Source organism: Evansella sp. AB-rgal1 (assembly GCF_041820985.1).
In the GTDB taxonomy this organism is placed as follows: Bacteria; Bacillota; Bacilli; order Bacillales; family Salisediminibacteriaceae; genus Evansella.
In genome coordinates this window covers 73,243-89,788 of the sequence record NZ_JBGUAU010000015.1, presented here as the reverse complement: position 1 = coordinate 89,788, position 16,546 = coordinate 73,243, and the positions used below count along the sequence as shown (strand labels likewise).

The following is a 16,546-nucleotide window of genomic DNA, read 5'->3' as shown; positions in this document are numbered from 1 at the left end:
ATAGCTAGATTTTTTATGGCTAGACTCCAAAGGAAAACAAAATAGTATTTTTTTATATTGTTAATCGTAATAATTTCGATTTGGACGATTATAAATTGGAGGAAATGAAAAATGAATAAAAGTAATAAGGTTCCTGTTACAGTTTTAACTGGATTTTTAGGGGCTGGAAAAACCACGTTATTAAACTATATCTTAAGTGAAGATCATGGGGAAAAGATTGCTGTTATTGTGAATGAGTTTGGGGAAGTGGGCATTGATAACCAATTAGTAGTTGGTGCAGATGAAGAAATATTTGAGATGAATAATGGTTGTATATGTTGCAATGTCCGAGGAGATTTGATACGGGTTCTCTATGATTTAAGAGAAAAAAGAAGCGCTAGAAATGAAGAGGAGAAATTAGAATTTGACCGGATCGTTATCGAAACAACAGGCCTTGCAAATCCAGGTCCTGTTGCTCAAACATTTTTTGTAGATCTCTCAATAGCTGAATACTATCAATTGGATTCTATAGTGACAGTTGTTGATTCCTATCATGCTCATAGTCAGTTAGACAGATCGCATGAAGCACAGGAACAAATTGCTTTTGCTGATGTACTGCTCCTTAACAAGATTGATTTAGTAAATGAAGACGAACTAACTATTTTAGAAAATAGGCTAAGGAAGATGAATCCAGCTGCTAGGATTCAATATGGAGAGCATAGTCAAGTCGAATTAACTAAAATTCTTGATATATTCTCCTTTGATTTAGAAAGGAAGCTCGAGATAGCGCCTAATTTTCTAAGTGAACATCACCATCATCATCACGATGATCATGTAAAAGCAATTGTTTTAAGGACGGATAAGCCATTAAACCTTAGAAAAGTAGAAATGTGGATGGATATAGTGATTAAAATGCTTGGACCAAATATGTACCGTTACAAAGGTATATTAAACATTGAGAATCTAGAGAAAAGATTTGTGTTTCAAGGAGTTCATATGCTATTTGCAGGTTACGCAGATAGACCTTGGGAACAACATGAAAGACGGAAAAGTGAAATGGTTGTCATTGGTGAAGATTTAGATGAAAGGTGGTTCCAAGAGCAATTTGAAAAGTGTACATCAACTTAATAGGGGGGAATTATTTTGGCGACTTGGGATTTAAGGGAAACAAGAAATCATTTATTTATTTGTAATGGTGGTAGTTGTACGAAGGCAGGAGCGGAACAACTAGTTCAAGCAGTTAGGAAGAAAATTGGAGAAAGAGGATTAGATAGTAGGATACATACGTCTAGAACACTCTGTAATGGACGATGTCAAGATAAGTGTGTTTTAATATCATACCCAGATGGTTATTGGTATAAGGAGATGACAACTGATGATGTACCTAAATTTGTTGAATCGATACTAACAGGAGATTTAATGGAAGAGAAATTGAGTCTTTCATATAATGGTGATGGATTTCAGCCTACATTAGGATCTTTTGTAGGTATAGAGAAACAAAGAGGGACGGTCGAGAAAGTTTCGAAGAAGTTATAGAAATCGTATTTTAAAAAGGCTACCCCTCCATAAGTCATCTCTTAGCTTAGAGATCATTTTTGGGGATAGCCTTGATATAGATTAGTACTTGAATTTTTCTACTAATATTTGAAGTTCTTCGGCCATTTTAGATAAGTTTGTTGCTGTGGCTGTTATTTCTTGCATTGTGGCAGATTGTTGTTCAGATGATGCAGCCACAGTTTGGGTATAGCCAGAAGCTTCTTTTGCAACATGATTTGTTTCATTAATATCTGAAAGCATAGTTTCTGATTTATCTGTAATTTTTTTAACTAACTTTGATATTTCTTCTATTTGTAAAGAAACTCCGTCGACTGAAGTAACAATTTGTTTGAAAGATTGGCCTGCTTCTTTGACAAGTCCAATTCCATCATTCACTGATGATTGTACTCCATTGATGGAAATCACAGATTTATCAATGCCAGCTTGGATTTCATCAATTAAATGACGAATATCGGATGAAGAAGAAGTTGTTTGCTCGGCAAGCTTTCTTACTTCATCAGCTACAACAGCAAACCCTCTTCCGTGTTCTCCTGCTCTGGCAGCTTCTATCGCAGCATTTAGGGCCAAGAGATTTGTTTGTTCTGCAACACCAGTGATTAAAGAAATGATACTTCCAATTTCTTTTGATTTATCCCCCAAGTTATTAATTAGATGAGAGGAGTCATGGGTATTTTTGTTTATTTCTTCCATTTGGTGAATAGCTTGTTCAATTACCTCTTGTCCACTGTTTGCTGAGTTACTAGTATCTAAGGAAGATCTACTCACATTTAAGGTTCTAGTAGAGATTTGTTCGATTCCCTCCACTATTTCTTTACCTGATTTTGTTGCTTTATTAGAACTCTCTACTTGAAGTTCTGATCCATTAGCAATTTCTTGAACAGAGCTACTAATTTCTTCAGTTGCTTTACTTGTTTCTTCCGAACTTGCACTTAACTCCTCCGATGTAGACGCAACTTGCTGAGCGGAGGAAGAAATGTTAGTTATAATCATCCGTAAGCTACTTTTCATTTCATTAATGGCTCTGCTCAAATCTCCTAATTCATCATGGGAGTCATTTTTAATGTCATTTACTTGTAAGTCTCCACTACTAATTGCTTTGGCTGTATCAGTTACTGATTTTAGTTTTGTAATTATAGATCGGCTAAATAAAATAACTGTTATCAGACCAATTAGTAGAATTAATCCTACAATAACAATGGATCCCTTCAGAGAATTTGAAATGATAGTATTCGTTGATTCTTGAACAGCATTGGCTTCATCCCTCATCAAATCAACTAATTCCATAATAATTTCATTGTTATTTCTACGAACATCAATTAGTTGGGGTAATAAGTGTTCATTGTTGTTACTTACAATCTTATATACCAATTCATTAAAAACATCATTGTTTTCCAGTATCTGTTGATGCATAGTGCGCATTTCTTCAGTATGTAGGTTACTTTCAACCTGATGTATATACGCTACTAACTGTTGATCCCTTTCTTGATAAAAATCCTCTCGGTACGTTCCATTAATGATATAGTCAGAAACCTGAATATATTTGGACCTGAATTCCGAACCTATTTGAGATACAATAATTGCACTCTCACTTGTATCGTTTAAGGTGGTTACATTCTTATCGATCGATAGAAACTGCATAAAAACAAAAATAAATCCTGCTAAAAAAAATAAAAATATAGAGCCAAAAACAAATGATAATTTCCATTTAATACTAAGATCTCTGTAAAACTTCTTCATGCTGTTCATCTCCTTAGTGTATTTACTTTTCTATAAATATATCGACAAAAAGATACATATATTTATATATTCCGACATTTTATTTGGTCGGTTATAGTTGTTAAGATACATACCTTACGTTATTACGTTTATGTAACAAGTGGATTGCCACTGCTCAGCATAAATGACTTGGATGTGTACACTAGCAAGAAAGTACATTATATATTGAGTTAGGACATAGACGACGTACAATAAAAAAAGGGTGCCTAAATGGGGGAAACAACCTCAGGCACCCTCTTTATTTTTTTATTACATTAGTAGCTTACTACTGCAGCACCGATTATAACTAGCAATACGAAAATCACCAATACAAACGCAAAGCTTCCTGCCCAGCCTGTAGAGTGAGTCATGAGAACATTCCTCCTTTCCGTTATAGTACATATGTATGTCAGTAAAAGAGTAGTTGTGTAGGGAGGAAACTACTGCTTGGAAAATTAATTACATCATTGATAGACCAACATCTAATGAAGCTTCCGATATAGTAATATAATTTCAAATACATTAAAAGGCTGTTACATACAACATAACATCTTGGCTATTGAATATAATTGTGTTATGAATTTTTTAAGGGGGAATCCCTTATTTTTTATGTTAAAATGCATCCTTATTAAAAAAAGAACGACAAATTATATACAGAAGTGGTGTGTGAAATGGTATTGTAATTATTTATAAAATTGGAAATAAAAACTTATATTTCAAAAAAAATACGGTCTAAATATCACGTAAATTTTGTATGTTCATGATATGATAGATAAAAGTCAGTCTATTCAGTCCCATAACATAGTTCCTATAAAAGGTGTTCAAAAGGGTGGGTGAAAGCATAAACTGGTTACTTCATTCAATCTCCTAATTATTTCAGTATTTGTTTCTGCTTTTTTCTCTCTATTTTGAATTCTTTTTTTTATAGGTTCTACTAGGAATGTATCTTTTGAAATTCATAAAGAATTGCGAGCACCTGTAGCTAAAAACAGGTAGAGTGTTACTTTTTTTTAGGCGTAAAGAGCCTTGATTTAACAAAGTGAATAAAGTTTTTTCTTAAAAACTTTCATATATTACTAGGAGGATGATGCTATTTTGGGTAAAAATCATGAGACTAATGTGGTACAGCCACTTGTTAATAAAATGATTGAAAACGTGGAGAATGTGGTTGTTGGAAAAAGAAACGAAATTGAATTAAGCTTTATCGCATTGCTTAGTGGTGGCCATGTGTTGTTAGACGACGTTCCTGGTGTGGGAAAAACAATGATGGTTCGTGCGATTGCCAAAACATTAGGAGCAGACTTTAAGCGAATTCAGTTTACACCAGATTTGTTACCTTCTGATGTAACAGGAGTTTCGGTTTTCAACCAAAAAACGATGGAGTTTCAGTTCCGTCCAGGACCGATTATGGCGAATGTTGTTTTAGCAGATGAAATAAATCGTACGTCACCAAAAACGCAAGCAGCACTATTAGAAGCATTAGAGGAAGGCAGTGTAACCACAGACGGAGAAACACGGGAATTACAAGATCCTTTTTTTGTAATGGCTACACAAAATCCAATTGAATATGGTGGAACGTACCCTCTTCCAGAAGCGCAGCTTGATAGATTTCTGTTTAAATTTAAAATTGGATATCCGTCGAGACATGAAGAGTTAGAGGTTTTGAATAGAGTAGAAAAGCGTCATCCAATTGAAGACTTACAATCTGTTATTTCATTAGAAGATTTATTAAATATCCAGCATAGTGTGACGCAAGTGTATGTAGATCAAACGGTAAAGCAATATATTATTAATCTTGTAAATGCAACAAGGGAGCACTATTCCGTTTACCTAGGAGCAAGCCCGCGTGCTTCCATTGCTCTAATGAAAGCTGGTCAGGCGTATGCATTTATGCAGGATCGCGATTTTGTTTTACCAGACGATATTAAGGCACTAGCGCCGTATACATTGCAGCATAGAATTCTATTGAATTCTGATGCAAAGCTATCAAATATCACGAACGAGCGAATCATTAAGGAAATAATTGAGCATGTTCCTATTCCAGTAGGAAAAGAGTCAGCAAGATGAAAAGGCCAAGTAATGTAAGTAGTTGGATCAAGTTAATCCTAAGAGTACTAGTTGTGGCAGCTGTATTTATAGGGATGTACAGCTATGCCATGTTTCAAGGTGGTTTTGTAAGCTGGTTTTTATTTTATTCTATTACGGTACTGGTCGTTCTCATGCTACTCTATGCTGCCATTCCGTTAGGCTCCTTTCATGTAAAAAGAGAGTTAGGGGATGGAGCAGTAATAGCTGGAGCGGACTATAAGGTAACGGTCACTATACGCAGAAGGTGGCCATTTCCTTTCTTATATTTATCTGTAACAGATCATATTGAAGATAATCTGAAAAGACAATTGAAGTATAACCATTCGAAAATGATATTTTATCCTACGTTAAAAAGAGAACTAACATACACATATACTATTCCTAACGCCAAGCGCGGGGAATATGTGTTATATGGAGTGGAATTAAGTACGAGTGATATGTTTGGTTTTTTCTATAAAAAGACATTGGTTGAGTTAGAAGATACCATTTTAGTTTATCCAAATTATCATGAGATTGAACGTTGGTCTGCTCTTGAAAATAGAGAGACAGAAACTACATTATCTTCTTTAGATTTTATTGAGGACGTTACTTCTGTGGCAGGAGCAAGAGAATATGTTCCAGGAGATAAACTCACAAGTATTGACTGGAAAGTAACAGCAAGATCAAGTAAATTAATGACAAAGGAATTTGAAGAATATACTGGTCAACGTTTTTTAATTGTATTAAATAATCACCTTCCTAATATGGAATATGAAACGTTAGAAGCTTATGAAAAATCAGTGGAGCTGGCAACTTCTCTCGTTATGCATAGTAGTAGAAACCAAATACAAGTAGGATTATGGACGGTGGGGAAAGAAAGTGCGGCTTACCCTATCGATTCTGGTCCTGAGCAACAAAAACGGTTAATCTATCACCTTGCGAAAATTCGAGGGGATAGTAATGGAGATTTTGCTAAAGGAATAAAGGAATATGATGATAAAATTCCACTAGGTACGACGCTTTTAATAGCTTCAACAGAACTAACAGATGGAATGTTAGAGAGAATCCGTATTTATCTATCAAGACGAACGCGTGTATATTTCTGTTTATTAGATCGGGAAATCGACTCTCAATCTACAGAGATGAAGCGCTTTGAACAATTGAAACGATACGGAGCAGAGGCTTACTTACTATCAGGAGGGAACATTGACCATGCTATCCCATCCTATGCAGGTGATTAATGATGAAACAAATGATGGATAAAAATTCAATAACACATCTATTTATTTATGCATTAGCCTTTCTCATCTTATGGGAATGGTTACGTCCAATCCCAATTGTTACAAATACCGGTAATATTCAAGTTTTTGTATGGTTTGCTTTCTTTAGTTCCGTTCTCATTTTTATAAGGATGAGAGTAATGTACATGATTCCCTTGCTTTTTGTGGGGAGTATTTTCGGATTGAACTATATCTTTACGAAAGAGTTTTTCTTTAGTAGAGAAGGTGGTTGGGAGACATTTGCATCTTTCGTGTCGGACCTTATTTATAATATGGGGCTTGTTTTTACATGGGAGCTGGGTTCTTTAACGAATACGTTCCGAACATTTTTACTATTTTTACTCCTAGCGTTAATCTGTTATCTACTATATTTTTGGATTTTTCATTCAAAAAGAATCTTTTTCTTTCTTTTAGCGACAGTAATTTATATTACAGTTCTTGATACTTTTACTGTTGTCGACGCTTCTATGGCAATTATTAGAATTGTAGTCATTGGATTTTTTATGATGTCATTATTACATGTGTTAAAAATTCAAGAGGAAGAAAAGGTAATCGGGAGGAAAGGCGCTGCTTTTATATCCCCTGCTTGGATGTACACACTTATTTTTATGATTTTGATTGCAACATCAGTAGGTTATGCTGCACCGAAGCATGATCCACAGTGGGGAGATCCAGTACCAGCCTTTCGGGAATATGTATTAGGACAAACAGGAGCGGGGACAGGAACTGGTAATCGACGTGTAGGTTATGGAGAAAATGATGAGATACTTGGCGGAGGGTTTCAACAAGATCACTCTACTGTTTTTTTCGCTCAAACAGAAGAAGCTTTCTATTGGCGAGGAGAATCGAAACATGAATATACAGGTGCTGGTTGGACAAATGATCCAGTTCTGAGGGAGTCTACATCCATCTTTGAAGAAGTGGTGGATTATTATATGTATCGAAATCGAGTAGAGGTAGAAAACAGACATGTTACGATTTCTATGGACGAAGGTGTAGGATTCCGAAACATATTTTATCCTGGTCAGTTATCCTCTTTGAATACAGACTCTTTAGTGTATGAAGTAAACGGACAAAGTGAAACAGATTCCTCCCTTTTAACTTTTTTCACTGATATTGTTGGGGGAAGAATAAGTGCTACCACGAATGATGGGAACGAGGATGTTTTGTTAAGAAACTATGACCTTGCATTCGATCACCCGAGATTTAATTTAAATGATTTAATGGCAGATTCAGAAGATGATCCAGAAAGTATACTAGATATTTATTTGCAACTACCGGACGATTTACCAGACCGAGTTGTTGAGTTGGCGGAAGAAATTGTTGCTGGATTAGATAACCGTTATGATCGAGTTGTTGCAGTAGAAAAATATTTTTCACAAAACGATTTTGAATACCGTACATCTAATGTTCCGATTCCAGAAGATGGTCAGGATTACGTAGATCAGTTCTTATTCGAAACACAATATGGCTATTGTGATAATTATTCCACAGCAATGGCTGTATTATTGAGAGCTGTTGATATCCCGACGCGGTGGGTGAAAGGCTTTACTTCTGGTGAGGAAGTAGAGGAGTTAGCTGATGGGGTCAAGGTATTCGAAATAAAAAATAGTAACGCCCATTCATGGGTAGAAGTGTATTTCCCTGAAGTAGGGTGGGTTCCTTTTGAACCTACTCAAGGTTTTAGTAATAACATCGATTTTTATGAAGAAGAAGGGGAACTTTCTGAATCTGATTCAGAAGATCCGTACTATAGTGAAGACGAGGAAGATAGTCAAAGTGATGTGGACTACTTGATGCCTCCTTTTGAGGAAGACTTTGATGATTCAGGTGTTGGTGCAGGTGGAACTACTGGTGGTGATTCAGAAAGTCGAATTGCGACAATGTTCACGTTTAAGTATATTTTGATTTCCATAACTGTTCTTTTACTAGTTGTTATAGTTTATAGTAGACAAAATCGACTGCAGAATAGTTATTTTTTACTCAAGTACAGAATACTTGGAAAAGATGAGTACTTTACTTCAGCTTATGAACGCCTTCTTTGGATTTTAAGAAATGAAGGTATGCCAAGGGCAGAAGGAGAAACTTTACGTGAGTATGCCTTGAGGGTAGACAGAATGTTTAATTCCTTGTCTATGTCTCAATTAACGAAAACGTATGAATCGTTATATTATGGAGGAAGAGTTGCAAATGGAGAGTGGGAGCAACAGCGTAAAGATTGGGAAGAGTTAGTAAAAACAATAAACTCTTGACCACTTGTATACGTATTGATAAAATGAATCCGTTGTTTAGAATTACTGTACGAACAAAACTCTTCTAAAAAAATATAATGACCTCATATATATTTAGGAATATGGCCTAAGAGTCTCTACCAAGCTGCCGTAAATTGCTTGACTATGAAGGTAGTTGTTTCTTATTAAAACTAACTAGAAATTCTGCCTTCGTGTATACACGAAGGAGATTTTCTAGTTTTTTTATTGCCAAATTGAAAATAACTGGACATCATATCTCTGAAATAGGCTGATTGTTAGTAGCTTAGAGTATGTAATTAGAGGAGGTCCACGAACTCCAGTGGGAAGCAGAGTAGGGGCGAGACACCGTAGCGACGAAGTCGCGGAGGAGGCTCGGTAACTCCCCACAGGAAAGGTGCAGACTGAAGTGAATGGAATAACTACCAACAAAATTAGTATCACTCGATAGTCAGATACACGTATTTTCAGGGTAGACCATTTATATTTTTTTTAGAATGATGATATGATTAGATGCAAAGATTAAGTGTAAGATAAAAGACGAATGTAAAGGTGGATGAACATGCAAGAAATTAAGGAAAAGATTATCGTCTTAGATTTTGGTGGACAATACAATCAACTGATTGCAAGAAGAATTCGTGATCTTGGAGTATACAGTGAACTTCATTCCCATAAGATTACGATCGAAGAATTAAAAGAAATGAACCCTAGTGGAATCATTTTCTCTGGTGGACCAAATAGTGTTTATGCGGACAATGCACCACGTTGTGATGAAGGGATCTTTGATTTAGGAATTCCTGTACTTGGTATTTGCTATGGTATGCAGCTTATGACACACCATTTTAAAGGGAAAGTAGAGGCGGCAAACCATCGCGAATATGGAAAAGCAATCATTTCCGTAGAAAATAAATCAAAGTTATATGATGGATTAGAGGACAAACAGTCAGTATGGATGAGCCATGGTGATTTAGTAGTAGCTCCTCCAGCTGGATTTACAGTAGATGCAACGAATGTATCATGTCCTGTAGCGGCAATGAGTGATGAAAGCCGTAAGTTATACGGAGTTCAATTCCATCCAGAAGTACGACACTCTGAATTTGGAAATGAAATGCTAAAGAATTTTGTTTTTAACATCTGCGAATGTCATGGGAATTGGTCCATGGAAAACTTCATTGATATGGAGATAGACAAAGTACGTGAATTAGTTGGAGATAAGAAAGTACTTTGTGCATTAAGTGGTGGAGTGGATTCTTCCGTAGTAGCAGCCCTAATTCATAAGGCGATTGGTGATCAGTTAATTTGTATGTTTATTGACCACGGACTTCTTCGTAAAAATGAAGCGGAAAGTGTTATGAAAACTTTCTCTGAAGGTTTTGATATGAATGTTATTAAAATTGATGCTCAAGAGCGTTTTCTCTCAAAACTTGAGGGAGTAAAAGATCCAGAGCAAAAACGTAAAATTATTGGAAATGAGTTTATCTATGTTTTTGAAGAAGAAGCAGGGAAATTAAAGGATGTTGATTTCTTAGCTCAAGGTACTTTGTACACCGATATTATTGAGAGTGGTACAGATACAGCTCAAACAATTAAATCTCACCACAATGTTGGTGGACTACCAGAAGATATGAATTTTACATTGATTGAACCATTAAATACGTTGTTTAAGGATGAAGTCCGTGAAGTTGGAACAGAACTAGGTTTACCTGATGAAATCGTTTGGAGACAACCGTTTCCAGGTCCTGGACTTGGAATTCGTGTTCTTGGAGCAATCACGGAAGAAAAGTTGGAAATCGTTCGTGAATCGGATGCTATCCTTCGTGATGAAATCAAAAAAGCAGGACTAGAACGAGAAATTTGGCAATACTTCACAGCGCTACCTGATATGAGAAGTGTAGGAGTAATGGGGGATGCAAGAACGTATGATTATACAGTTGGTATTAGAGCTGTAACTTCTATCGATGGAATGACATCTGACTGGGCTAGAATCCCGTATGAAGTATTAGAAATTATCTCAACAAGAATTGTAAATGAAGTGAAACACGTAAATCGCGTAGTGTATGATATTACGTCTAAGCCACCTTCCACAATCGAGTGGGAATAGTAAAGAATTGTAAAATACGAATATTATTCTTCTTTTTGAAGATAATATTCGTATTTTTTATTGACAGCTTATCATTTGGTTGATAAACTGAACGTAGTAATAAAGTATTAGTGCTGAATGTTCGTATAATTTCGGGAATAAGGCCCGTAAGTTTCTACCGAGCTACCGTAAAATGGCTTGACTACGAATGATGAATACCAAAAAGTGGAGAATGTTTCTTGAATTTATTTATTTTTCTTCCTCTTTTCTTTTGGTAAAAATCGTTTTAGTTAAACATTTACTCTTTAAGCTCTGGTCCAGAAGTGACTTAGAGCTTTATTTTTGGCAAAAATACTAAAAAAAGAGGAGTGTTTGTACATGCAAAAGTATTTCCAATTTAATGAATTAGGTACGAATTACAAACGTGAAGCTATGGGTGGTTTAACAACATTTTTAGCTATGGCTTACATTTTGTTCGTTAACCCATATTATTTAGGACAATCAGGTATGGACCCAGATGCGGTATTCGTAGCGACTGCTTTAGCAGCTGCGATCGGTACAATCATCATGGGTGTTTATGCGAAATATCCAATTGCACTTGCGCCTGGAATGGGATTAAATGCGTTTTTTACATTCTCTGTCGTACTAGGATTAGGTATCCCTTGGCAAACAGCACTACTAGGTGTTTTCATTTCTGGGGTAATCTTTATCATTATTACGGTTGTAGGTATTCGAGAAATCATTATTAATGCGATTCCGGCAGAGTTAAAATATGCAGCTGCAGCTGGTATCGGATTATTTATTGCTTTTATCGGTCTTCAAGGGGCGGGAATAGTAGAAGCGACACCGGCAACGGCAGTAACGTTAGGTGACTTCACTCAAGGAACGACACTTTTAGCAATTTTCGGTGTATTTGTAACTGTAATTTTAATGGCGAAAGGTCTTCGCGGTGGTATTTTCTACGGAATGATTATCACAGCAATCGCAGGTATTGTTGTTGGGCTAATTGAGCTACCTGGAAGCCCAATTGGTGCTATTCCAAGTTTAGAACCGACTTTCGGTAAATTTTTACTACCATTTTTCGAACAATCTCTTAGTGAAATTTTTACATTAAACTTAATCATTGTTATTCTGACGTTCTTATTCGTAGACTTCTTTGATACAGCAGGAACACTTTATGCAGTAGCAAACCAAGCTGGTTTTGTTAAGGATAACAAGCTTCCAAGAGCACAAAAAGCATTAATCTCAGACTCTTCTGCGACAGTAATTGGTGCTGTTTTAGGTACATCAACAACAACTGCTTATATTGAATCTTCATCTGGTATCGCAGCAGGAGCAAGATCTGGTTTTGCATCAGTAGTAACGGGGCTTTTATTCCTTGTAGCATTGTTATTCTCACCATTATTAACAGTTGTTACAGAAGCAGTTACTGCTCCAGCGTTAATTATCGTAGGTATTTTAATGGCTGGTACACTAGGCAATATTGAGTGGAAAAGGTTTGAGATTGCAGTGCCAGCTTTCTTAACTGTGATCGCTATGCCATTAACATATAGTATCGCAACAGGTATCGCATTAGGTTTTATCTTCTATCCAATTACAATGGTATGTACAGGAAGAGCGAAAGAAGTACACCCGATTATGTACGGATTAGTTCCAGTGTTTGTACTTTACTTCATCTTCCATTAATAAAACTTTGGAACACTCTCTCAGGAATGAGGGGGTGTTTTTTTCTGTTCGAGCGGCGTATATACAGATGAGAGAGCAAAAAAGAGCGTGAAGTGAAAGATTGAGCTATCACCTTAATAGGTACCTTCTTATAAATAAGTGTTCAAAAATAGTGTCAAAGAACATTGTGTGAATTATCTGCTTCCTATATTTACTTGAGAACAATTCTCAATCTATAATCAAATCAGAATTGAGAACTATTTTCAATTAGTGAAGGGGAGAAGTTCTATGCGACTTGTTGAACTTGCGAAAGGTCAAAGAGCATTGGTGAAAAATATATCTGGTTGCCAAGAGTTAATTCAGAAACGATTGCATCACTTAGGTATTTTCGAAAATAGTGAGGTGTGTCTCCAAAACAAATTGCCATTTGGTGGACCTTGTATGATTTCATGTGATGAACAGTGTGTAAGCTTAAGGAAATCGGAAGCTAGTTCCATTGAAGTGGAGGTACTCCCATGCAAATAGCTTTATTTGGAAATCCGAATACAGGAAAAACATCCTTGTTCAATGCATTAACAGGTTCTTACGAATATGTTGGAAATTGGAGCGGTGTAACGGTTGAAAAGAAGGTAGGAAAATTGCGGAATTCACCTGGACATATAATCGATTTGCCAGGTGTGTATACACTAAATCCTATTTCGAAAGATGAAACAGTAGTCTCTTCGTTTCTAATTAATGAAGACTTTGAACAAGTGTTAAATATTGTTGATGCATCACAGATAAAACGAAATTTACAGTTAACCATTCAGCTTTTGGAATATGGTAAGCCTGTGATCATTGGATTAAATATGGTTGATGTAGCAAAACATCGTGGGTTAGTTTTGGATGAGACGAAACTTGCTGAAAAACTACATACGCCTGTTTTTCCAATTATTGCTCGAAACAGCAAGGGGATAAATGTGATAGAAAACTATTATAATGAGGGGAATATAAAAGCGATTACCCCACTTCCACTTAATTATGGTCCTCAAATTGAAAAGGGAATTGCAAAATTAGAAAGTTTATTAAAAAAGCAAACTCATAATACAAGATGGCTAGCGATTCAGTGTTTAGAAGGAAATCCTATCGTAAGAGAATATATCTCTAAATATGTTGACCATCAATTGTTAACTAGCATTAGTTCAGAGGTAGAAGCAGCGTTACTTGAGGAAGAAAATACCACATTACATCAATGGATTTATCGTACGCGCAATAATTATATCGAAGCATTATTAAACGATTGTATGGTATTAGATGTGAAGAGTGAAAAGGTGCTATCTGAAAAAATCGATGAGATTGTTACACATAGATTTTTAGGTATACCGCTATTTATCGCACTTATGTATCTCATGTTCATGCTAACTTTTAATTGGTTGGGTTTTCCATTATCAGATATGCTAGATGATTTCTTTTCAGGTCCATTAACGAATATGCTCGAGGTCATTCTTACAGGAATTGGGTCGACGGCTTTCATAGAATCCCTAGTAATGGACGGGATCGTTACGGGAGTCGGTGGTGTATTAGTATTTGTTCCGCAAATTTTTATTCTATTTTTCTTTATCTCTTTATTAGAGGATTCGGGATATATGGCAAGAGTGGCTACCGTGATGGATAGAATCATGCAATCTATTGGCTTGAATGGAAAAGCTTTTATCCCGATGATCATTGGATTCGGTTGTAATGTACCAGGTGTGATGGCAGCCAGAACAATTGAACAACCGAAGGAACGGTTATTAACCATTTTATTAACGCCATTGATGTCATGTTCTGCACGACTACCTGTATATGCCCTATTCATTGCAGCGTTTTTTGCCCAACAGCAAGCGGCAATCGTTTTATCACTTTATATATTGGGTGTTGTATTAGCGATGTTACTTGCAAAATTATTTTCAAAAACCTTACTAAAAGAAGAAACTTCGTTTTTCATCATGGAGCTACCGCCATATCGACTCCCACAATGGATGACGCTGTGGAGAAGTACGTGGGATAAAGGAAAAGGTTTTTTACGAAAAGCAGGTACATTTATCTTTGCAGGGTCCGTTTTTATATGGTTTTTATCATATGCGGGGCCAAGTGGACTTGGTGTTTCTATGGATGACAGTTTTCTAGCTATGATAGGTGGCTTCGTTGCCCCTGTTTTTGAACCACTTGGTTTTGGTACATGGCAAGCTGGTGCAGCTTTACTAACTGGTTTTATTGCGAAAGAAGTAGTGGTTGCAACGATGGCGATCATCTACGCTGTTCCGGAAGCTTCGATGCAAACAGTTTTAGCAGACGCATTCACACCAGCAGCGGCCTATAGCTTCATGGTCTTTATCTTACTATATATTCCGTGTCTAGCAACTGTAGCAGTTATTAATAAAGAGTCTGGTTCAAAAAAGATAACCTTTTTTAGTATGGGTTATGCGCTTATTATTGCTTATGTCTTATCATGTATCGTCTATCAAATAGGGAGTAGATTTATTGGATAATTCACCTGAATGGAGGGAGCTAAATGATAGCGAGTTGGATACTTGGCATACTTATTTTTGGATATGCAGGATATGCATTCTATAAACATATCGAAAAAAGTAAAGAGGGTAAATGCGCAAAATGTGATGTGAATAAAGAGTGCTCCATTGTTACGGATTGTTGTAGTGGGGTTGATAAAAAGAGTAGTTAGCCTTAATGTGATCATACCGATTTCCTTGGTATGATCCTATTTTTTGTCACAAAAAATGGATGAAATACGGCCAATTTACACATCCTATTGTTAATGATTGGAAGTCATTTATTTGGAGGAGTAAGTTGTGCCAGCGATAGTATCAGTAAGTACATGTAAGCCACCATACGAAATTACACAAAAGGAAACAGAACAAGTGGTGAAAGGGTTATTTAAAGACCGTTATCCTAATATTGATAAGCTATTATCTATTTTCAATAATGGACAAATAGAAAAACGTAACTTCGTTGTACCGAAGGAATGGTTCGAAACGGAGCACTTCTTTGAAGAGAAAAATACACTGTTTATTCAAGAGTCTGTAAGATTAGGTACAGAAGCCGTGAAAAGATGCTTAGATAATGAGGCACTTAGCAGAACGGTTCAGGAAGAAGAGATTGATGCAATTATTTTTGTCACTAGTTCAGGGTTAGCTACCCCTACGATAGATGCCAGAATTATGAACAAACTTCCTTTCTCTTCTCATACGAAGCGTATTCCGTTATGGGGGCTAGGATGTGCTGGAGGTGCAGCTGGACTTAGTAGGGCATATGAATATTGCAGAGCTTTTCCTAATGCAAAAGTGCTAGTTCTATGTATAGAACTTTGCAGTATCACCTTTCAACGAAATGATTCACGAAAAAGTAACCTTGTAGGAACCTCTTTGTTTGCAGATGGTGTCGCATGTAGTCTTGTGGTTGGAGATGAAGTAATGGTTGATGATAAACTCGTTAACGTTTTTGTTCCATATATATTAGACACGCAATCCACACTTATGCCAAATTCAGAGAATGTAATGGGATGGGATATTCAAGACGATGGGCTTCATGTTATTTTTTCAAGAGATATTCCCACTATCATTGAGAAATGGCTTAAACCAAATGTAGATGAATTTCTCCAACGATCCAGTCTAGGAATTGATAGCATCCAACATTTTGTTGCTCATCCTGGTGGAAAAAAAGTGTTGCAGGCGTATGAAGCATCACTAGGATTCTCATCTGATGTAACATCTATTTCACGGAATGTGCTTATAGAAAACGGGAATATGTCTTCTCCAACAGTAATGTATGTGTTAAAAGAGACAATGGGAATACATCCTAAAAAAGGTGAAGTAGGCATGATTGCTGCACTTGGACCAGGGTTTAGCTCTGAGTTACTATTAGTGGAATGGAGGTAA

13 protein-coding genes and 2 riboswitches are annotated in these 16,546 nt (G+C 36.3%); of the genes, 11 read left to right on the top strand and 2 right to left on the bottom strand.

The genetic code is table 11. From position 1 onward, the window contains the following. Positions 1-111 precede the first annotated feature (111 nt). Positions 112-1,107 carry a CobW family GTP-binding protein gene (locus tag ACERII_RS14190; protein WP_373643138.1) on the top strand — a complete coding sequence of 332 codons (996 nt, stop codon included), beginning with the start codon at positions 112-114 and terminating at the stop codon, positions 1,105-1,107. 15 nt (positions 1,108-1,122) lie between these two features. Further along, positions 1,123-1,515, top strand: coding sequence for a (2Fe-2S) ferredoxin domain-containing protein (locus ACERII_RS14185; RefSeq protein WP_373643137.1), 393 nt, complete (start codon positions 1,123-1,125; stop codon positions 1,513-1,515). An 81-nt stretch (positions 1,516-1,596) separates the two neighbouring features. On the opposite strand, the gene ACERII_RS14180 is transcribed toward ACERII_RS14185, so the two are convergent. Together ACERII_RS14180 and ACERII_RS14175 are read right to left on the bottom strand one after the other, a co-directional pair. After that, positions 1,597-3,273 (bottom strand): methyl-accepting chemotaxis protein, encoded by a 1,677-nt coding sequence (locus tag ACERII_RS14180; RefSeq protein ID WP_373643136.1) that lies wholly within the window; start codon positions 3,271-3,273, stop codon positions 1,597-1,599. 293 nt (positions 3,274-3,566) lie between these two features. Continuing rightward, entirely contained in the window at positions 3,567-3,662 is a 96-nt protein-coding gene (locus tag ACERII_RS14175) for a YjcZ family sporulation protein (RefSeq protein WP_373643134.1), read from the bottom strand. 772 nt (positions 3,663-4,434) lie between these two features. Between ACERII_RS14175 and ACERII_RS14170 the strand changes: the two genes are divergently transcribed. The 9 genes from ACERII_RS14170 (at position 4,435) to ACERII_RS14130 (ending at position 16,546) form a co-directional block, all read left to right on the top strand. Continuing rightward, positions 4,435-5,358: an AAA family ATPase gene (locus ACERII_RS14170; RefSeq protein ID WP_373643221.1), complete on the top strand. Its 924-nt coding sequence runs from the start codon at positions 4,435-4,437 to the stop codon at positions 5,356-5,358. Then, positions 5,355-6,599, top strand: coding sequence for a DUF58 domain-containing protein (locus ACERII_RS14165; RefSeq protein ID WP_373643133.1), 1,245 nt, complete (start codon positions 5,355-5,357; stop codon positions 6,597-6,599). Before ACERII_RS14170 ends, ACERII_RS14165 begins: the two co-directional genes overlap by 4 nt. A 2-nt stretch (positions 6,600-6,601) precedes the next feature. Continuing rightward, the gene (locus tag ACERII_RS14160) at positions 6,602-8,890 is read left to right on the top strand and encodes a DUF4129 domain-containing transglutaminase family protein (RefSeq protein WP_373643132.1); all 2,289 of its coding nucleotides are present in this window, start codon (positions 6,602-6,604) and stop codon (positions 8,888-8,890) included. 63 nt (positions 8,891-8,953) lie between these two features. Continuing rightward, positions 8,954-9,055, top strand: a riboswitch (purine riboswitch). A 394-nt stretch (positions 9,056-9,449) separates the two neighbouring features. Continuing rightward, complete coding sequence (gene guaA, locus ACERII_RS14155) at positions 9,450-10,988, top strand: glutamine-hydrolyzing GMP synthase (protein WP_373643131.1); 1,539 nt, start codon at positions 9,450-9,452, stop codon at positions 10,986-10,988. A gap of 101 nt (positions 10,989-11,089) precedes the next feature. Then, a riboswitch (purine riboswitch) is annotated at positions 11,090-11,192 on the top strand. Positions 11,193-11,345: 153 nt separating this feature from the next. Further along, on the top strand, positions 11,346-12,653 hold the full coding sequence (locus ACERII_RS14150; RefSeq protein WP_373643128.1) for an NCS2 family permease: 1,308 nt from the start codon (positions 11,346-11,348) through the stop codon (positions 12,651-12,653). 267 nt (positions 12,654-12,920) lie between these two features. Beyond that, positions 12,921-13,157: a FeoA family protein gene (locus ACERII_RS14145; protein ID WP_373643127.1), complete on the top strand. Its 237-nt coding sequence runs from the start codon at positions 12,921-12,923 to the stop codon at positions 13,155-13,157. Next, positions 13,148-15,142 (top strand): ferrous iron transport protein B, encoded by a 1,995-nt coding sequence (feoB, locus tag ACERII_RS14140; RefSeq protein ID WP_373643126.1) that lies wholly within the window; start codon positions 13,148-13,150, stop codon positions 15,140-15,142. Before ACERII_RS14145 ends, feoB begins: the two co-directional genes overlap by 10 nt. Positions 15,143-15,165: 23 nt before the next feature. After that, entirely contained in the window at positions 15,166-15,333 is a 168-nt protein-coding gene (locus ACERII_RS14135) for a FeoB-associated Cys-rich membrane protein (protein ID WP_373643125.1), read from the top strand. Between the two features lie 127 nt (positions 15,334-15,460). Further along, on the top strand, positions 15,461-16,546 hold the full coding sequence (locus ACERII_RS14130; protein WP_373643123.1) for a type III polyketide synthase: 1,086 nt from the start codon (positions 15,461-15,463) through the stop codon (positions 16,544-16,546).